This window comes from Bradyrhizobium sp. AUGA SZCCT0222, assembly GCF_018130205.1.
Lineage (GTDB): Bacteria > Pseudomonadota > Alphaproteobacteria > Rhizobiales > Xanthobacteraceae > Bradyrhizobium.
Map to the genome: position 1 here is coordinate 1 of NZ_JAFCLX010000043.1, position 16,190 is coordinate 16,190.

Sequence of the window (16,190 nt, forward strand, 5' to 3'; positions counted from 1 at the left end):
GAGTCAACCAGAACTCGTCTCCGGGGAGATCACGGCATAAGCCGTAAAGCCATTGCGCAGGGAAGGCCGGGTGTTCACCGCTGCCCTGTATGCTCGTGTGCATTTTGTTTTGTGCAAACCGCACGCGAGACCGCGGGTGCAGCGCGCACCCGGTCTTCCCTGCGCCCTCTCATTGGAGGGTAAGGAAGTTTCTGGCAAAGCTCGGGCGCAACAAGCCGCGAGAATGCGAAGTCGTATCTGCTGTTTGAAAATTTTGAAACGGTATTGTCCGTATTCGACACTGTCATGCCCGGGCTTGACCCGGGCATCCATCAATCTTCAGAAGGGTCCTTCGAAGAGGATGGATTGCCGGGTCAAGCCCGGCAATGACGAGAGAGTGACACTACCCCTTCTTCCGCATCGCCTCCGGCGTATCGGGCTGCATCGATGGATGCGCGCTTGCAAATTCCGGCAGCGCCATCGCAGTCTCGAAGATGCGTTTCACGGCCGGATAGGGCGCAAGGTCGATCTGCTGATTGACCGCGGCGGTGACGTGGGTGACCAGGCAGATGTCGGCCATGCCAGGCGCATCGCCGTGGCAGAAGCCTCCCGTGTCCTTGTGGCCGGCGAGATGGCCTTCCAGCGCCGCCAGCGTCTCGACGGTCCAGTGCCGCCGCCATGCGGCCTGCTGGGTGTCGCGCAAATTCAGTTCGTGATCGAGATAGCGGCGTACCCGCGGCGTCAGCAGCGGATGGCCTTCGCAGGCGACCATTTGCGCCAGCCCGCGCACCCGGGCGCGGCCGCGCGGATCGGATGGCAGCAGCGGCGGGGCGGGGTGCGTCTCCTCGAGATATTCGAGGATCGCGAGCGACTGGAACAGCACGGTGCCGTCATCCAGCACCAGCGACGGCAGCGCCATCTGCGGATTGACGCGGCGATATTCTTCGCCGCGCTGCGCGTTGGCGTCGAGATCGATGAACACGACTTCCGCCGGCAGGTTCTTCAGATTGAGCGCGATGCGAACGCGAAAGCTCGCCAGCGATCGCCAGAAGGAAAAGAATTTCATGGGGGAGCCTCGGCACACTCTGTCATGCCCGGACTTGATCCGGGCATCCATCACCTTCGAAAGAGTCTCTTGAAGATGGATCACCGGGTCAAGCCCGGTGATGACAGCGGTATGTGCCTTACGCCCCGACCGCCTTCTTGCGATACGCCAGATGCACCGCGCAGGTGCAGCCGGGCGGATGCGAGGCGACGTCGTTGGCGGGGACCGCTGCGATCGGTGCGGGCGCCGGTGCCGCCGGCTGATCCTGCGACGGAATGTAATTCAACACCGGGGCCAGCCAGCGCTCGGTCTCGGCGACGCTCATGCCCTTGCGCGCGGCGTAGTCCTCGACCTGGTCGCGCTCGATCTTGCCGACGCCGAAGTAAAAACTCTCGGCGTGGCTGAAATAGAGCCCGGACACCGACGAGCCCGGCCACATCGCATAACTCTCGGTGAGCTTCACGCCCGCGGTGTTCTCAGCGTCCAGCAGCCGGAACAGCGTCGCCTTCTCGGTGTGATCGGGCTGCGCGGGATAGCCGGGCGCCGGGCGAATGCCGGCATATTGTTCAAGGATCAGCTGATCCGGCGCCAGCGTCTCGTCCGGCGCGTAGCCCCAGAATTCCCGGCGCACGCGCGCATGCATGCGTTCGGCAAAGGCTTCGGCGAGGCGATCGGCCAGCGCCTTGCACAGGATCGAGGAGTAATCGTCATTGGCGTTCTTGAAGCGGTCGGCAACCACGTCCTCGCCGATCCCGGCGGTGACCACGAAGGCGCCGATATAGTCGGGCACGCCGGAAGAGGCCGGCGCGATGAAATCCGACAGCGCCGAATTGAAGCGGCCTTCGCGCTTCTCCAGCTGCTGGCGCAGCGTGTGGAAGGTCGCGATCTCGGTCTTGCGGGCATCGTCGGCGTACACCTTGATGTCGTCGCCGACCGCGTTGGCCGGCCAGAAGCCGATGGTGGCGCGCGCCGTGAACCATTTCTCCTTGACGATGAGATCGAGCATCTTGCGCGCGTCGTCATAGAGCGAGCGGGCGACTTCGCCGATCTTGGGATCGTCGAGAATGGCCGGGAAGCGTCCGGTCAGTTCCCAGGTCTGGAAGAACGGCGTCCAGTCGATGTATTCGGCGAGCTCCGCAAGGTCGTAAGCGTCAAAGCTCCGGATGCCCAGGAACGCCGGCCTCGATGGCGGCGTCTTGACGAAGTCGATATTCACGGCGTTGGCGCGCGCATCCGCCAGCTTCAGCCGCTTCTTGTCGGCCTGGGCGCGGAAATGCGCCGCGGAAATCTTGGCGTATTCGGTCCTGATGTCGGCGGCATAGGCCTCGCGGCGGTCCGGCGACAGCAGCGAGGAGGCCACGCCGACAGCGCGGCTGGCGTCGTTGACATGCACCACCGGGCCGCCCTTGTAGTTCGGGTCGATCTTGACCGCGGTGTGGACGCGGCTGGTGGTGGCGCCGCCGATCAACAGCGGCATGTTCATGCCCTGCCGCTGCATCTCGCCGGCGAGGAAGCTCATCTCGTCCAGCGAGGGCGTGATCAGGCCGGAGAGCCCGATGATGTCGGCGCCCTCGGCCTTGGCGGTCTCGATGATCTTGGATGCGGGCACCATGACGCCGAGGTCGATCACCTCGAAATTGTTACATTGCAGCACGATGCCGACGATGTTCTTGCCGATGTCGTGGACGTCGCCCTTCACGGTTGCGAGCACGATCTTGCCCGCGGCGTTGCGGCCGCCGCTGCTGGTGACGCCATTGGCGAGGTTGCGCGCCTTCTCCTCTTCCATGAACGGCATCAGATAGGCCACCGCCTGCTTCATCACGCGGGCGGACTTCACCACCTGCGGCAGGAACATCTTGCCGTCGCCGAAGAGGTCGCCGACGATGTTCATGCCGTCCATCAGCGGGCCTTCGATCACGTTGAGCGGCCGCTCGACGGTCTGCCGCACCGCTTCGGTGTCGGCCTCGATATATTCGGTGATGCCGTGCACCAGCGCGTGCGAAAGGCGCTTCTCGACCGGCCATTCGCGCCAGGCCAGATCCTGCTCCTTGGTCTGCTTCTCCTTGCCGCGGAATTTCTCCGCCAGCGCCAGCAGCCGCTCGGACGAGCCGGGGTCGCGGTTGAGAATGACGTCTTCACACACCTGGCGCAGTTCGGGATCGATGTCGTCATAGACGATCATCTGCCCGGCATTGACGATGCCCATGTCCATGCCGGCCTTGATGGCGTGATACAGGAACACCGAATGCATCGCCTCGCGCACCGGCTCATTGCCGCGGAACGAGAACGACAGGTTGGAGACGCCGCCGGAAATATGCGCATGCGGCAGGTTCTGGCGGATCCAGCGCGTCGCCTCGATGAAGTCGACGCCGTAATTATTGTGTTCCTCGAGCCCGGTCGCGATCGCAAAGATGTTCGGGTCGAAGATGATGTCCTCGGGCGGGAAGCCGAGCTGGTCGACCAGGATGTCATAGGCGCGTTTGCAGATCTCGGTCTTGCGCGCGAACGTATCCGCCTGTCCCACCTCGTCGAACGCCATCACCACGACGGCGGCGCCATGGCGCTGCGCGATGCGGGCCTCGTGGATGAATTTCTCCACGCCCTCCTTCATCGAGATCGAATTCACCACCGGCTTGCCCTGAACGCATTTCAGGCCGGCTTCGATTACGCTGAATTTCGAGGAGTCCACCATCACAGGAACGCGGGCGATATCGGGCTCGGCGGCGACGAGGTTGAGGAACGTCACCATCGCGGCTTCGGAATCCAGCAAGCCTTCGTCCATGTTGACGTCGATGATCTGGGCGCCGTTCTCGACCTGGTCGCGCGCGACCTGAAGCGCGGCGGTGTAGTCACCGGCGGTGATCAGCTTGCGAAATTTCGCCGAACCCGTGACGTTGGTGCGCTCGCCGACGTTTACAAACGGGATCGCGGGCGTGAGCTCAAACGGCTCCAGGCCGGACAACCGCAGGCGCGGCTCGATCTCGGGAACAATTCGGGGCTTGTGCGGGGCGACGGCCGCCGCAATCGCCGCGATGTGGGCGGGCGTGGTGCCGCAGCAGCCGCCGACGATATTGACGAGGCCGGCTTCGGCGAACTCGCCGATCAGGCCCGCCATGAATTCCGGGCTCTCGTCATACTGGCCGAACTCGTTGGGCAGGCCGGCGTTGGGGTAGGCGCAAACAAGGGTATCCGCGACGCGGCCGATATCGGCGATATGGGCGCGCAGATCCTCGGCGCCGAGCGCGCAGTTGAAGCCGATCGTGATCGGCTTGGCGTGCCGCACCGAATTCCAGAATGCTTCCGGCAATTGCCCGGAGAGGAGACGGCCGGATTTGTCGGTGATGGTGCCCGAAATCATCACGAGCACGTCGATGCCGCGTTGCTCGCAGATTTCCGAGATCGCGTAGAGCGCCGCCTTGGCGTTCAGCGTGTCAAAAATGGTTTCGACCAGCAGCAGGTCGGCGCCGCCGTCCAGGAGACCGTTGATCTGTTCGCCATAGGACTTGCGCAGGTCGTCGAAGGTGACGGCGCGGTAGCCGGGGTTGGAAACGTCAGGCGAGATCGAGGCGGTGCGGTTGGTCGGGCCCAGCGCGCCGGCAACAAAGCGCGGCTTGCCGTCCTCGGCGGTGACGCGCTCGGCGGCATTGCGGCAGAGCCGCGCGCCGTCGCGGTTGAGTTCGTAGGCCAGATCCGACATGTCGTAATCGGCCTGCGCGATCGAGGTCGAGGAGAACGTGTTGGTCGCGACGATGTCGGCGCCGGCGCGCAAATAATCGGCGTGGATGTCCTCGATCGCCTGCGGCTGGGTCAGGATCAGCAGATCGTTGTTGCCGCGGACGTCGCGGTGGAAATCCTTGAAGCGTTCGCCGCGGAACGCCGCCTCGTCATATTGCAGGCCCTGGATCATGGTGCCCATGGCGCCGTCGAGCACCAGGATGCGTTCGCGGGCAGCCGCGAGCAGGGCGGTTCGCTTCGGGGACACAGGTACGGTCATCGGATCAGGCAGCTTTCTGTGCGCCATTGGGACGGATGCCCAGCAAATGGCTGATCGCGAACACGAGGTCCGCGCGGTTCATGGTGTAGAAGTGAAAGGTGTCGATGCCCTGTTTTGCCAGCTTCTGCACCTGCCCGGCGGCAACGGTGGCCGCCACGAGCTTGCGGGTCTCGGCGTCGTCGTCGAGCCCTTCGAATTTGTCCGCCAGCCAGGACGGCACCGTGGTGCCGGCGCGGGTCACGAAGTTACGGGCCTGCTTGAAATTGTGCATCGGCATGATGCCGGGCACTACGGGGATGTTGATGCCGCGGGCGCGGACCCGGTCGAGGTAACGCAGATAAAGGTCGTTATCGAAGAACACCTGGGTGATGGCGCGCGCCGCACCGGCATCGACCTTGGCCTGAAGCGTATCGATGTCGGCGTCGAGATCAGGGCTCTCCGGATGCTTCTCCGGATAGGCCGAGACCGAGATTTCAAAATCGGGGTAGCGCTTCTTGATGCCGGCGATCAGGTCGGGCGAGCTTTGATAGCCGTCGGGATGCGCGTTGTAGGCGGTGCCGATGCCGGTCGTGGGGTCGCCGCGCAGCGCCACGATGTGGCGAACGCCGATCTCGTGATAGCGCGCGACCACGTCGTCGATCTCGCCCTTCGGCGCGCCGACGCAGGTCAGATGCGCGGCCGGCGTCAAATTGGTCTCTTTCAGGATGCGGGCGATGGTCGAATGGGTGCGCTCGCGGGTCGATCCGCCGGCGCCATAGGTCACCGACACGAAATTGGGGGCAAGCGGCGCCAGCCGGTTGATGGTTTCCCAGAGCGAGCGCTCCATCTCCTCGGTTTTCGGCGGGAAGAACTCAAACGAGATTTTTGGCGATTGCAGCGCACGGTGGCCGTTGGACGCGGCGGACTTAACTTCGGTCATGGCACTCACAGGCTCCACAGGCGGACGGGCATCAGGCCTAGCGGCCATCAGCTAAAATAGGCCAAACGAGGCCGTCCCAATAGCCCATCAGAGATGGGAATTTGCCCAATTATTACATTAATATCGAAATTTCAGGCCGTTAAAACATACCGATGGGCAAAATGGTTATCAGAGATTGTTTTAAAAATAGTAGATAATACAATTTGATATGCCATGTGAAGTTCCGCCCGTCGCTGAACAAGTTGGTGGGCAGAATGGATAATGAGATGATGTATTGTATCTTGTCCCACCCAAAAGCCGTCGAGTCCTGATCTCCGTCCCCGGCAGCGCGGGCCTGATCTGCGCAGGCCGGGCCTTTGTCGCTTCCACCTGCCGCACTAGCTTAGCGCGATGATCCCGCTTTCAGTCCTCGACCTCTCCGTCGTCACCACAGGCACCAAACCCGCGGCGGCCTTGCGCAACAGCATCGATCTGGCGCGCCATGTCGATGGGCTGGGCTATGTCAGGTACTGGCTCGCCGAGCATCACAACCTCGCCTCGGTCGCGAGCCCCGCGCCCGACCTGATGATCGGACAGATCGCGGCGGTGACGAAAAACATCCGCGTCGGCTCCGGCGGCGTGATGCTGCCCAATCACGCCCCGCTGGTGGTCGCCGAACGCTTCAAGATGCTGGAGGCGCTGTTCCCCGGCCGCATCGATCTCGGCCTTGGCCGCGCGCCGGGCACCGACGGCGCGACGGCGTACGCGCTGCGCAGCCGGCTCGATAAACGCGAGGGCGACGATTTTCTCGAACGGCTGCAGGAGCTGATCCTGTGGGAGACCCGGGATTTCCCGGCCGGCCATCCCTACAACAACGTGGTGGCGATGCCGGACGATTCGCCGCTGCCGCCGATCTGGCTGCTTGGCTCCAGTGATTACAGTTCGGAACTCGCCGCCCAGGTCGGCATGGGCTTCGCGTTCGCACATCACTTCGCTTCCTATGACGCGATCGAGGCGATGACGCATTACCGCGCGCGCTTCACGCCGTCGGGCTGGCGCCCGGCGCCGCACGGCATTCTGGCGATCGCAGCCGTTGCCGCCGAAACCGACGCGGAGGCCGAAAAGCTGGCGTCCTCGATGGACCTCAATCGCCTGCGCCGCGACCGCGGCCAGTATCTGCCACTGCCTGATGTCGAGGAGGCGCTCGCCTATCCCTATTCGGACGCGGAGCGGGCCTCGATCACGCGCAACCGCTCGCGGCTGTTCGTCGGCAGCCCGGCGACGCTGATGGCCAAGCTGCAGCCGATGATCACGGCAAGCCAGCCGGACGAACTGATGATCATCACCGCGGTCTACGACCACGACGCGCGCAAGAAATCGTATAGCCTGCTCGCGGATGCGTTCGGGCTCAGCAGCAAAGCGGCGGCGTAAATTCTCGTCGTCCCGGCCTTGAGCCGGGACCCATAGCCACCGGCGCAGCTTTTGCGAAGGTATCAGCCGCCCTGCCTTATCGACAGATCACGCGGTATGGGTCCCGGCGTTCGCCGGGACGACAACTGAGATTAATCCACCATCTCGCTGAACGTCAGGCGGAACGGTTGCGCCGGGTAGACGCCGACGATGCGGAATTCGCGCGAGAAGAATTTCAGCTCCTCCAGCGCGAATGCGAGGCCCTTGTCCTCGGGATGGCCGTCGACATCAGCGTAGAATTGCGTGGCGGAGAATTCGCCGTCGACCATGTAGCTTTCCAGCTTGGTCATGTTGACGCCGTTGGTGGCAAAGCCGCCGAGCGCCTTGTAGAGCGCGGCGGGCAAATTGCGCACCCGGAAAACAAAAGTGGTGACCAGCGGCCCCGATCCCGCTTCAGCCCATTTGGCCTCGCGTGCCAGCACCACGAAGCGCGTGGTGTTATGGGTTTCGTCCTCGACGTCCTCGGCGAGGATATCGAGACCGTAGATCTCGGCGGCGAGCCGGGACGCGATCGACGCGCAGCTCTTGTCGCCGCGTTCGGCGACGATGCGGGCTGAGCCTGCGGTGTCGCCCGAGACGATCGGCTTGATGCCGAGCTTGCGGATGATGCGCCGGCACTGGCCGAGCGCATGGACGTGGCTCTCGACGGTCTTGATGTCGGCGAGCTTGGCGCCGCGCGGCGCCATCAGCTGGTGGTGGATCGGCAAGAACCATTCGCCGACGATGACCAGCCCGGACTGCGGCAAGAGATGATGGACGTCAGCGACGCGGCCGGCGACCGAATTCTCGATCGGGATCATCCCCAGATCCGCTTCCCCCGAGGCGATCGCGGCCAGCGCGTCCTCGAAGGTCGGGCACGGCAACGGCTCGGCATCCGGATAGGCCTCGACGATGGCGATATGGGAGTTGGCGCCCGGTTCGCCCTGGAACGCGATTTTCAGCTTGCTTGTCATGTCGTCTTTCTGGGGGCCTTGTATCAGCCGTTCAGGTTTTGGCCAGTATCTGGCGGGCGGTTTCGAGGTCGGCCGGGGTATCGACGCCCCGCGGGACCGTGTCCACGATCATGACGTCGATCCGCATGCCGGCTTCCAGCGCCCGGAGCTGCTCGAGTTTCTCCTGCTGTTCGAGCGGCGAGGGCGGCAGCGCCACAAAACGCTCCAGCGCGGCGCGGCGGTAGGCGTAGAGGCCGATATGATGGTAGCGCGGCCCGACGCCGGTGGGCGCCGTTGCCCGTGTAAAATAAAGCGCGCGCAACCTTCGCGGGGCGATCGGCGAGCCGACCGCCTTCACCACATTCGGATTGTTGGCTTCTTCCTCGGTGTGAATCTCGGCCGCCAGCGTTGCGATATCGACCGCGGGGTCGGAAAGCGGCGGCAGCACGTCGCGGATATTGTCGGTCGAAATGGTTGGAAAATCGCCCTGCAGGTTGACCACGATCTCGACCTTGCCCTCGGGATCGAGGGTTTTCAGCGCCTCGTAAATCCGGTCCGATCCCGAAGGGTGTTCGGGGCGGGTCATCACGGCCAGGCCGCCATGGGACGTCACGGCGGCGGCGATTTCCGGCGTGTCGGTGGCGACCGCGACCCGGCCGATGTTGGCGGCTTCCGCCCGCCGCAGCACATGGACGATCATCGGCACCCCGCCGATGTCCAGCAGCGGCTTGCCGGGCAGCCTTGTGGCGGCCATGCGGGCGGGAATCAGCACCAGGTTGCGGGTTTCGGTCATCGGGCGCGAGGTCACGGTCTAGCGAAAACAGGCCGGAAATAATGGGGATTGGCGGAAAGTCGGGGCGTTTATACGGGTTGCCAGAGCCCGGGCAAACCGATATCTCAACCCTGCTGAGGGTGCGGCGCGAAAGCCTGATTCCTGAGGCTAAACCGCGGCCGTTTGCCGGCCTTTAAGTCGATCCTTTAAGGCCTGGAGCCTGAGCCACTATGGACTCCTTCGAACTCAACAAGATCATCGGCGCCATTCTCGCCACCTGCATTCTCGTCCTGGTGACGAGCTTTGCCGCCAACGCGATTTTCGCGCCCCATCTGCCGGAAAAGCCGGGCTTCGAGATTGCCGTGAAGGAAGTGGCGCAGGGCGGGGCCAAGGAAGCCGCGGCGCCGTCCGAGCCGATCGAGAAATTGCTGCAGACTGCCTCGGTTGAAAAGGGCCTCGGCGCCGCCAAGAAGTGCGCGGCCTGCCACACCTTCGAAAAGGGTGGCCCCAACCGCGTCGGCCCGAACCTGTTCGGCGTCATCAATGAGAAGAAGGGCGAGGGGAAAGCCGGCTTCAACTTCTCGGCTGCGATGAAGGGCAAGGGCGGCACCTGGACCTTTGACGACCTCAATAAGTTCCTCGCCAATCCGAAGGGCTTTATTCCGGGCACCGCGATGGGCTTTGCCGGCATAAGCAAGGATAGCGAGCGCGCCGACGTGATTGCTTATCTGGCCACGCTGGCGGACAAGCCGGTGCCGCTGCCGACGGCGGCGAAATAACATTTCGACAGTCCTGCACGGACTTCGGCGACACGACGGCCAGGCATTGCCTGGCCGTTTGCGTATTCGGATACGCCGTTTGCGTATCCTAGATCGCGTTGTTGTTATCGGGACGTTTCGCCGCACCGGCGTTGTTCCACGGTTGATATCATGAGGAAAAAGCAACGTAATTTGCCGAACCCTTGCCTTATATTGGGTCCTCAGTAGCGCTTCTCAGCAACAGGAATTCTGCCTTTGGCGATCACCCGACGACATCTCCTGCAAGGCGGCGCGGTCGCCGCGATGGCTCCGGCGCTGGGGCTCAACAAAAATGTTTCCGCGATCGGAACGGCGCATGCGCAATCCGCGCCGGACGGACTGAAATGGCGCCACGGCGTTTCGACCTTTGGCGACATCAAATACCCCGCCGGCTTCAAGCGCTTCGACTACGTCAATCCCGATGCGCCGAAGGGTGGCGTCGCGCGCCTGTTCGAGCTCGGCACCTATGACAGCTTCAACATTGTGGTTGCCGGGGTGAAGGGGTCGTTCCCCGCCGGCGTCTCGCGCATCTATGAATCACTGATGGACTCGGCCTCGGACGAGCCGGACAGCTATTACGGTACGGTGGCGGAACTCGTCACTTATCCCGACGATTTTTCCTACGTGATCTATCGCCTGCGTCCGATCGCGCGGTGGCATGACGGCAAGCCGATAACCCCGGAAGACGTGATCTTTTCGTTCGATGTGTTCAAGAAGAACAGTCCGCGGGCGAGCTTCTACTACCAGCATATTGTCAAGGCCGAGAAGGTCGGCGACCACGACGTCAAGTTCACCTTCGACAGCCCTGGCAATCGCGAGCTTCCGCTCATCACCGGCCAGCTCAACGTGCTGCCGAAGCATTGGTGGGAAGGCACCGACGCGCAGGGCCGCAAGCGCGACGTGACGGCGACGACGCTGGAGCCGCCGCTCGGGTCGGGTCCATACCGCATCAAGGATTTCGTCGCCGGGCGGACGCTGGTGCTGGAGCGCGTCAAGGAGCACTGGGGCAAGGACCTGCCGTCGAGCATCGGCCAGCACAATTTCGATGAACTCCGCTACGAATTCTTCCGCGACGACGTCGTCGGCCGCCAGGCTTTTCGGGCCGACCAGTTCGACTGGTACGCCGAGCGCAGCGCTAAGGAATGGTCGGTGGCGTACGATTTCCCGGCGGTGCACGACAAGCGGGTGATCAAGGAGAAATTCCCGGTGCTGAGTTCGGGACGGATGCAGGGCTGGGCCTTCAACCTGCGCCGGCCGCTGTTCAAGGATGTCCGGTTGCGCCGCGCCTTCAACGCTGTGTTCGATTTCGAGGAGATGAACCGGGTGCTGTCGACCGGTGAATATCATCGCGACAGCAGCTATTTCGATGGCATCCCCGATTTCATGGCCACCGGACTTCCCGAGGGCCTCGAACTGCAAATGCTGGAGCCGCTGCGCGACAAGGTGCCTGCCGAGGTTTTCACGACGCCCTACAAGGATCCCGTCAACGGCAGCCCCGAAAATGTGCGCAACAATTTGCGCGAGGCGACGCGGTGGTTGAAGGAGGCCGGCTTCGAGGTCCGCGACCGCAAGCTGGTCGATCCTGCGGGACAGTCTGTCACCGTCGAGATTCTATCTCCCGACGAAGGCAATGAGCGAATAGCGCTGTTCTACAGGCCGTCGCTGGAGCGGCTTGGCGTCACCGTGAACATTCGCCGGGTCGACGATGTGCAGTTCCAGAACCGCACCCGGGATTTCGACTTCGACATGACGACCGTGGTCTGGCCGCAATCGCTGTCACCCGGCAACGAGCAGCGCGAATGGTTTGGCTCGCAAGCAGCCGACAAGCCCGGCTCGCGCAATATGGGCGGGATCAAGAACCCCGCGGTGGACGCGCTGATCGAGCGCATCATCTTTGCCAAGGACCGCAAGGAACAGATCGCGGCCTGCAAGGCGATGGACCGGGTGCTGCTCTGGAATTTCTATTGCGTGACGCAATTCAACTACGGCTTCCAGCGCTATGCGCGCTGGGATCGCTTCAGCCGTCCCGACCCGTTGCCCAAATACGGCATTTCCGCTTTCCCGGACGTGTGGTGGTATGACGCCGAAAAGGCCGCCAAGATCGGAAAGCGCAGTTGAAGGAAAAGTGCAAGGAACCTTGGATGGCGCACCTCAATCGCCGGCACGTGCTGGGGCTCGGCCTCGGCGCGGTGAGTGCCGGGATATTTCGTCCAGCGTCCGCCGACAATGGTGGCACCGAGATGCACGGCATGTCGGTCTTCGGCGACCTGAAATACCCGGCTGACTTCAAGCATTTCGATTACGTCAATCCGGATGCGCCGAAGGGTGGCTTGTTTTCCACGATCCCGTCCACCCGCGCCTACAATCAGTCCTTCCAGACGTTCAATTCGTTCAACGCCTTCGTCCTCAAGGGCGAAGGCGCCAAGGGCATGGAGCTGACCTTTGACGCGCTGATGGCGCGCGCCAATGATGAGCCCGACGCGATGTATGGCCTTGCGGCGAAGTCGGTGTGGATTTCATCCGACAAGCTCACCTACCGCTTCACTATGCGTCCCGAGGCTCGCTTTCGCGATGGCTCGAAGCTGACGGCGCATGACGTCGCCTTCTCGCTCAACACGCTGAAGGAAAAAGGCCATCCGCTGATTGTGGTCCAACTGCGCGACATGGTGAAGGCCGAGGCGCTCGACGATGCGACGGTAGCCGTGATGTTTGCGCCAAACCGCGCGCGCGACGTACCGCTCTATGTCGCGAGCCTGCCGATCTTCTCTAAGGCCTATTACGCGACGCGGTCATTCGAGGAATCGACCACCGATATCCCGCTCGGCTCGGGGCCGTACAAGGTCGGCAAATACGAGATCAACCGGTTCGTCGAGTACGAGCGCGTCAAGGATTGGTGGGCGGCCGATCTGCCCGTCAACCGCGGCAGCTACAATTTCGACACCGTGCGCTATGAATTCTATCGCGACCGCGATGTCGCGTTCGAAGGCTTTACCGGCAAGAATTATCTCTACCGCGAGGAATTCACGGCGCGCATCTGGGCCACCCGTTACGATTTTCCCGCGATCAAGGACGGTCGGGTCAAGCGCGAGACCCTGCCGGATGAACTGCCCTCGGGTGGACAGGGCTGGTTCTTCAACACCCGTCGCGACAAGCTCAGGGATCCCAGGGTACGCGAAGCGGTCATCAACGCATTCGATTTCGAATGGACCAACAAGACCGTGATGTACGGCGCCTATGCCCGCACGGTTTCGCCGTTCCAGAATTCGGACATGGTGGCGACCGGGCTGCCGTCGCCCGAAGAGCTGAAGCTGCTCGAGCCGTTCCGTGGGCAGGTGCCCGACGAGGTGTTCGGTGAGCCGTTCGTGCCGCCGGTGTCGGATGGCTCCGGCCAGGACCGCACCTTGCTGCGCAAGGCCGGGCAGTTGCTGCAGGACGCGGGACTTGTGGTGAAGGACCGCAAACGCCTGCTGCCGAACGGCGAGGTCTTGAAGATCGAGTTTCTGCTCGACGAGCCCTCGTTCAAGCCACATCACGCGACCTTCATCAAGAACCTGGAATTGCTCGGGATCGAGGCGGAAATCCGGCTGATCGATGCCGTGCAGTATCGCGCTCGCGTGGAGTCGTTCGACTTCGACATGACGACGATGCGCCTGAGCATGTCACCGACGCCGGGCGACAGCCTGCGGCCTTACTTCACATCGCATGCGGCGGCCACCAAGGGCTCGTACAATCTGGCGGGAGTAGCTAATCCTGCAATTGACGCGCTGGTCGACAAGGCCATCGGCGCCGAAACGCGTGCCGATCTGACGATCGCGTGCCGTGCGCTCGATCGGGTGTTTCGGGCCGGCCGTTATTGGGTGCCGCAGTGGTTTCGCACCAATCACCCGATCGCCTACTGGGATCAATTTGACCACCCGCTCAAGCCGGCACGCTACGCGCAGGGCACCGGAGCGCCGGAGAACTGGTGGTACGACGCCAACAAGGCTTTGAAACTCGAGCAGGCGAAATAATTCATGGCCGCCTATATCGCCCGCCGCATTTTCCTGATGCTTCCGACGCTGCTGGGCATCCTGTTCGTGTCGTTCGTGGTCGTGCAGTTCGCGCCCGGCGGTCCGGTCGAGCGCGTGCTCGCGCAGCTCTCCGGCGCCGACACCGGCGGTACCTCGAGAATATCGGGCGGCGGCGGCGATATGGGTCCGCGCGGCCAGGTCGGCGCGTCGGCGGACGCGGTCAGCTCGAAATACCGCGGCGCGCAGGGGCTCGATCCGGAATTCATCAAGAAGCTGGAAGTGCAGTTCGGATTCGACAAGCCGGCGCCGGAACGCTTCGCCCTGATGGTGTGGAATTTCGCGCGCTTCGATTTCGGCAAGAGCTATTTCCGCGACGTCAGCGTGCTCCAGCTGATCAAGGAGAAGCTGCCGGTCTCGATGTCGCTCGGGATCTGGATGACGCTGCTGACCTACCTGATCTCGATTCCGCTCGGCATCCGCAAGGCGGTGCAGGATGGATCGCGATTCGATACCTGGACCTCGGCCATCATCATCGTCGGATTTGCGATCCCAGGCTTCCTGTTTGCGATACTCCTGATCATTCTGTTCGCTGGCGGCTCGTTCTTCAACATCTTCCCGCTGCGCGGCCTGACCTCGGACGGCTGGGCGCAGTTCCCCTGGTACTGGAAGATCATCGATTATTTCTGGCACATCACGCTGCCGCTGATCGCGATGGCGCTCGGCGCCTTCGCCACCATGACGCTGCTGACCAAGAACTCGTTCCTCGACGAAATCCGCAAGCAATATGTGATGACGGCGCGCGCCAAGGGCTGCGGCGAGCGGCAGGTGCTGTACAATCACATCTTCCGCAACGCCATGCTGATCGTGATCGCGGGTTTCCCGAGCGCGTTCATTCACGCCTTCTTCTCCGGCTCGCTGTTGATCGAGACCATTTTCTCGCTCGACGGGCTCGGCCTGCTCGGTTTCGAGAGCGTGCTGAACCGCGACTATCCCGTGGTGTTCGGCACGCTGTTCATCTTTTCGCTGGTCGGCCTCGTGGTCAATCTGATCTCCGACCTCGCCTATATGTGGGTCGATCCACGGATCGACTTCGAGGCGCGTGAGGTCTGATGACGATCATCGCGCCCCAGCCGGTCGAGACCACGACGCAATCGCCGCTCGGCGAGGCCGTGCCCGTGACGCGCCATGCCTTCACGCCGTCGCCGCTCAACCGCCGCCGCTGGCAGAACTTCAAGGCCAACCGCAGGGGTTACTGGTCGTTCTGGATCTTCATGGTCCTGTTCATGATCTCGCTGTTTGCGGAACTGATCGCCAGCGACCAGCCGCTTTTGATCAAATATGACGGCCGCCTCTATTGGCCCGCGTTCTTCAGCTATTCGGAGACCACTTTCGGCGGCGACTTCGAGACCGCCGCCGACTACCGCGATCCGTACTTGCAGAAGCAGATCGCCGACAAGGGCGGCACCATCATCTGGCCACCGATCCGCTACTCCTACAAGACGCATAATCTCGATTTGCCGACGCCGGCGCCGTCGAAGCCGACATGGATGCTCACGGAGGCGCAGTGCAAGGAAGTGGTGACGAAGAAGGGGCTGAACGGCTGCAGCGATCTCGAGTACAACTGGCTCGGCACCGACGACCAGGGCCGCGACGTGGTCGCGCGCCTGATCTACGGCTTTCGCGTTTCGGTGCTGTTCGGCCTGACGCTGACACTCTTCTCTTCGATCATCGGCATCGCCGCCGGCGGCGTGCAGGGCTATTTCGGCGGCATGACCGATTTGCTGTTTCAGCGCTTCATCGAGATCTGGAATGCGATTCCCTCGCTCTATCTGCTCCTGATCATCTCGGCGGTGCTGCCGCCGGGCTTCTTCATCCTGCTCGGTATTCTCCTGCTGTTCTCCTGGGTGTCGCTGGTGGGGCTGGTGCGCGCGGAGTTTTTGCGCGGCCGCAATTTCGAATACATCCAGGCCGCAAGGGCGCTCGGCGTCTCCAATGCCAGGATCATGTTCCGCCATCTGTTGCCGAATGCGATGGTGGCGACCATGACGTTCCTGCCGTTCATCGTGTCGTCGTCGGTGATGACGCTGACGGCGCTGGACTTTCTGGGCTTCGGCCTGCCGCCGGGCTCGGCGTCGCTGGGTGAAATGCTGTCGCAGGCAAAAGCCAATGTGCAGGCGCCCTGGCTCGGACTCACTGGATTCTTTTCGGTCGCGATCATGCTGACGCTGTTGATCTTCATCGGCGAGGCCGCGCGCGACGCTTTCGATCCGCGCAAGACGTTCAGGTAAGGGCA

The 16,190-nt window shown here is 62.8% G+C and carries 11 protein-coding genes; 6 read left to right on the forward strand and 5 right to left on the reverse strand.

Going from position 1 to position 16,190, the window contains the following annotated elements; genetic code table 11:
• Window positions 1-382 precede the first annotated feature (382 nt).
• From maiA to metF, 3 genes are all read right to left on the reverse strand, one after another.
• Entirely contained in the window at window positions 383-1,045 is a 663-nt protein-coding gene (gene maiA / locus JQ629_RS28385; RefSeq protein WP_212415421.1) for a maleylacetoacetate isomerase, read from the reverse strand.
• Between the two features lie 118 nt (window positions 1,046-1,163).
• Window positions 1,164-5,018 carry a methionine synthase gene (metH, locus tag JQ629_RS28390; RefSeq protein ID WP_212415422.1) on the reverse strand — a complete coding sequence of 1,285 codons (3,855 nt, stop codon included), beginning with the start codon at window positions 5,016-5,018 and terminating at the stop codon, window positions 1,164-1,166.
• Window positions 5,019-5,022: 4 nt separating this feature from the next.
• Window positions 5,023-5,937, reverse strand: a complete 915-nt coding sequence (gene metF, locus JQ629_RS28395; protein ID WP_212415423.1) for a methylenetetrahydrofolate reductase [NAD(P)H] — start codon at window positions 5,935-5,937, stop codon at window positions 5,023-5,025.
• Between the two features lie 390 nt (window positions 5,938-6,327).
• On the opposite strand from metF, the gene JQ629_RS28400 reads away from it, so the two are divergent.
• On the forward strand, window positions 6,328-7,347 hold the full coding sequence (locus tag JQ629_RS28400; protein ID WP_212415424.1) for an LLM class flavin-dependent oxidoreductase: 1,020 nt from the start codon (window positions 6,328-6,330) through the stop codon (window positions 7,345-7,347).
• Between the two features lie 131 nt (window positions 7,348-7,478).
• Here the strand turns inward: JQ629_RS28400 and JQ629_RS28405 are convergent, their stop codons facing one another.
• Together JQ629_RS28405 and JQ629_RS28410 are read right to left on the reverse strand one after the other, a co-directional pair.
• Window positions 7,479-8,339, reverse strand: coding sequence for a prephenate dehydratase (locus JQ629_RS28405; protein WP_212415425.1), 861 nt, complete (start codon window positions 8,337-8,339; stop codon window positions 7,479-7,481).
• A 31-nt stretch (window positions 8,340-8,370) separates the two neighbouring features.
• Window positions 8,371-9,111 (reverse strand): 3-deoxy-manno-octulosonate cytidylyltransferase, encoded by a 741-nt coding sequence (locus tag JQ629_RS28410; protein WP_212415426.1) that lies wholly within the window; start codon window positions 9,109-9,111, stop codon window positions 8,371-8,373.
• A gap of 209 nt (window positions 9,112-9,320) precedes the next feature.
• On the opposite strand from JQ629_RS28410, the gene JQ629_RS28415 reads away from it, so the two are divergent.
• From JQ629_RS28415 to JQ629_RS28435, 5 genes are all read left to right on the forward strand, one after another.
• On the forward strand, window positions 9,321-9,869 hold the full coding sequence (locus tag JQ629_RS28415) for a c-type cytochrome (protein ID WP_212415427.1): 549 nt from the start codon (window positions 9,321-9,323) through the stop codon (window positions 9,867-9,869).
• Window positions 9,870-10,103: 234 nt separating this feature from the next.
• Window positions 10,104-12,005 carry an extracellular solute-binding protein gene (locus JQ629_RS28420; RefSeq protein WP_212415428.1) on the forward strand — a complete coding sequence of 634 codons (1,902 nt, stop codon included), beginning with the start codon at window positions 10,104-10,106 and terminating at the stop codon, window positions 12,003-12,005.
• A gap of 23 nt (window positions 12,006-12,028) precedes the next feature.
• Entirely contained in the window at window positions 12,029-13,897 is a 1,869-nt protein-coding gene (locus JQ629_RS28425) for an extracellular solute-binding protein (protein WP_212415429.1), read from the forward strand.
• 3 nt (window positions 13,898-13,900) lie between these two features.
• Window positions 13,901-15,007, forward strand: coding sequence for a microcin C ABC transporter permease YejB (locus tag JQ629_RS28430; RefSeq protein ID WP_212415430.1), 1,107 nt, complete (start codon window positions 13,901-13,903; stop codon window positions 15,005-15,007).
• Complete coding sequence (locus JQ629_RS28435; protein WP_212415431.1) at window positions 15,007-16,185, forward strand: ABC transporter permease; 1,179 nt, start codon at window positions 15,007-15,009, stop codon at window positions 16,183-16,185. The genes JQ629_RS28430 and JQ629_RS28435 overlap by 1 nt, the downstream gene beginning before the upstream one ends.
• The last annotated feature ends 5 nt before the right edge of the window (window positions 16,186-16,190 follow it).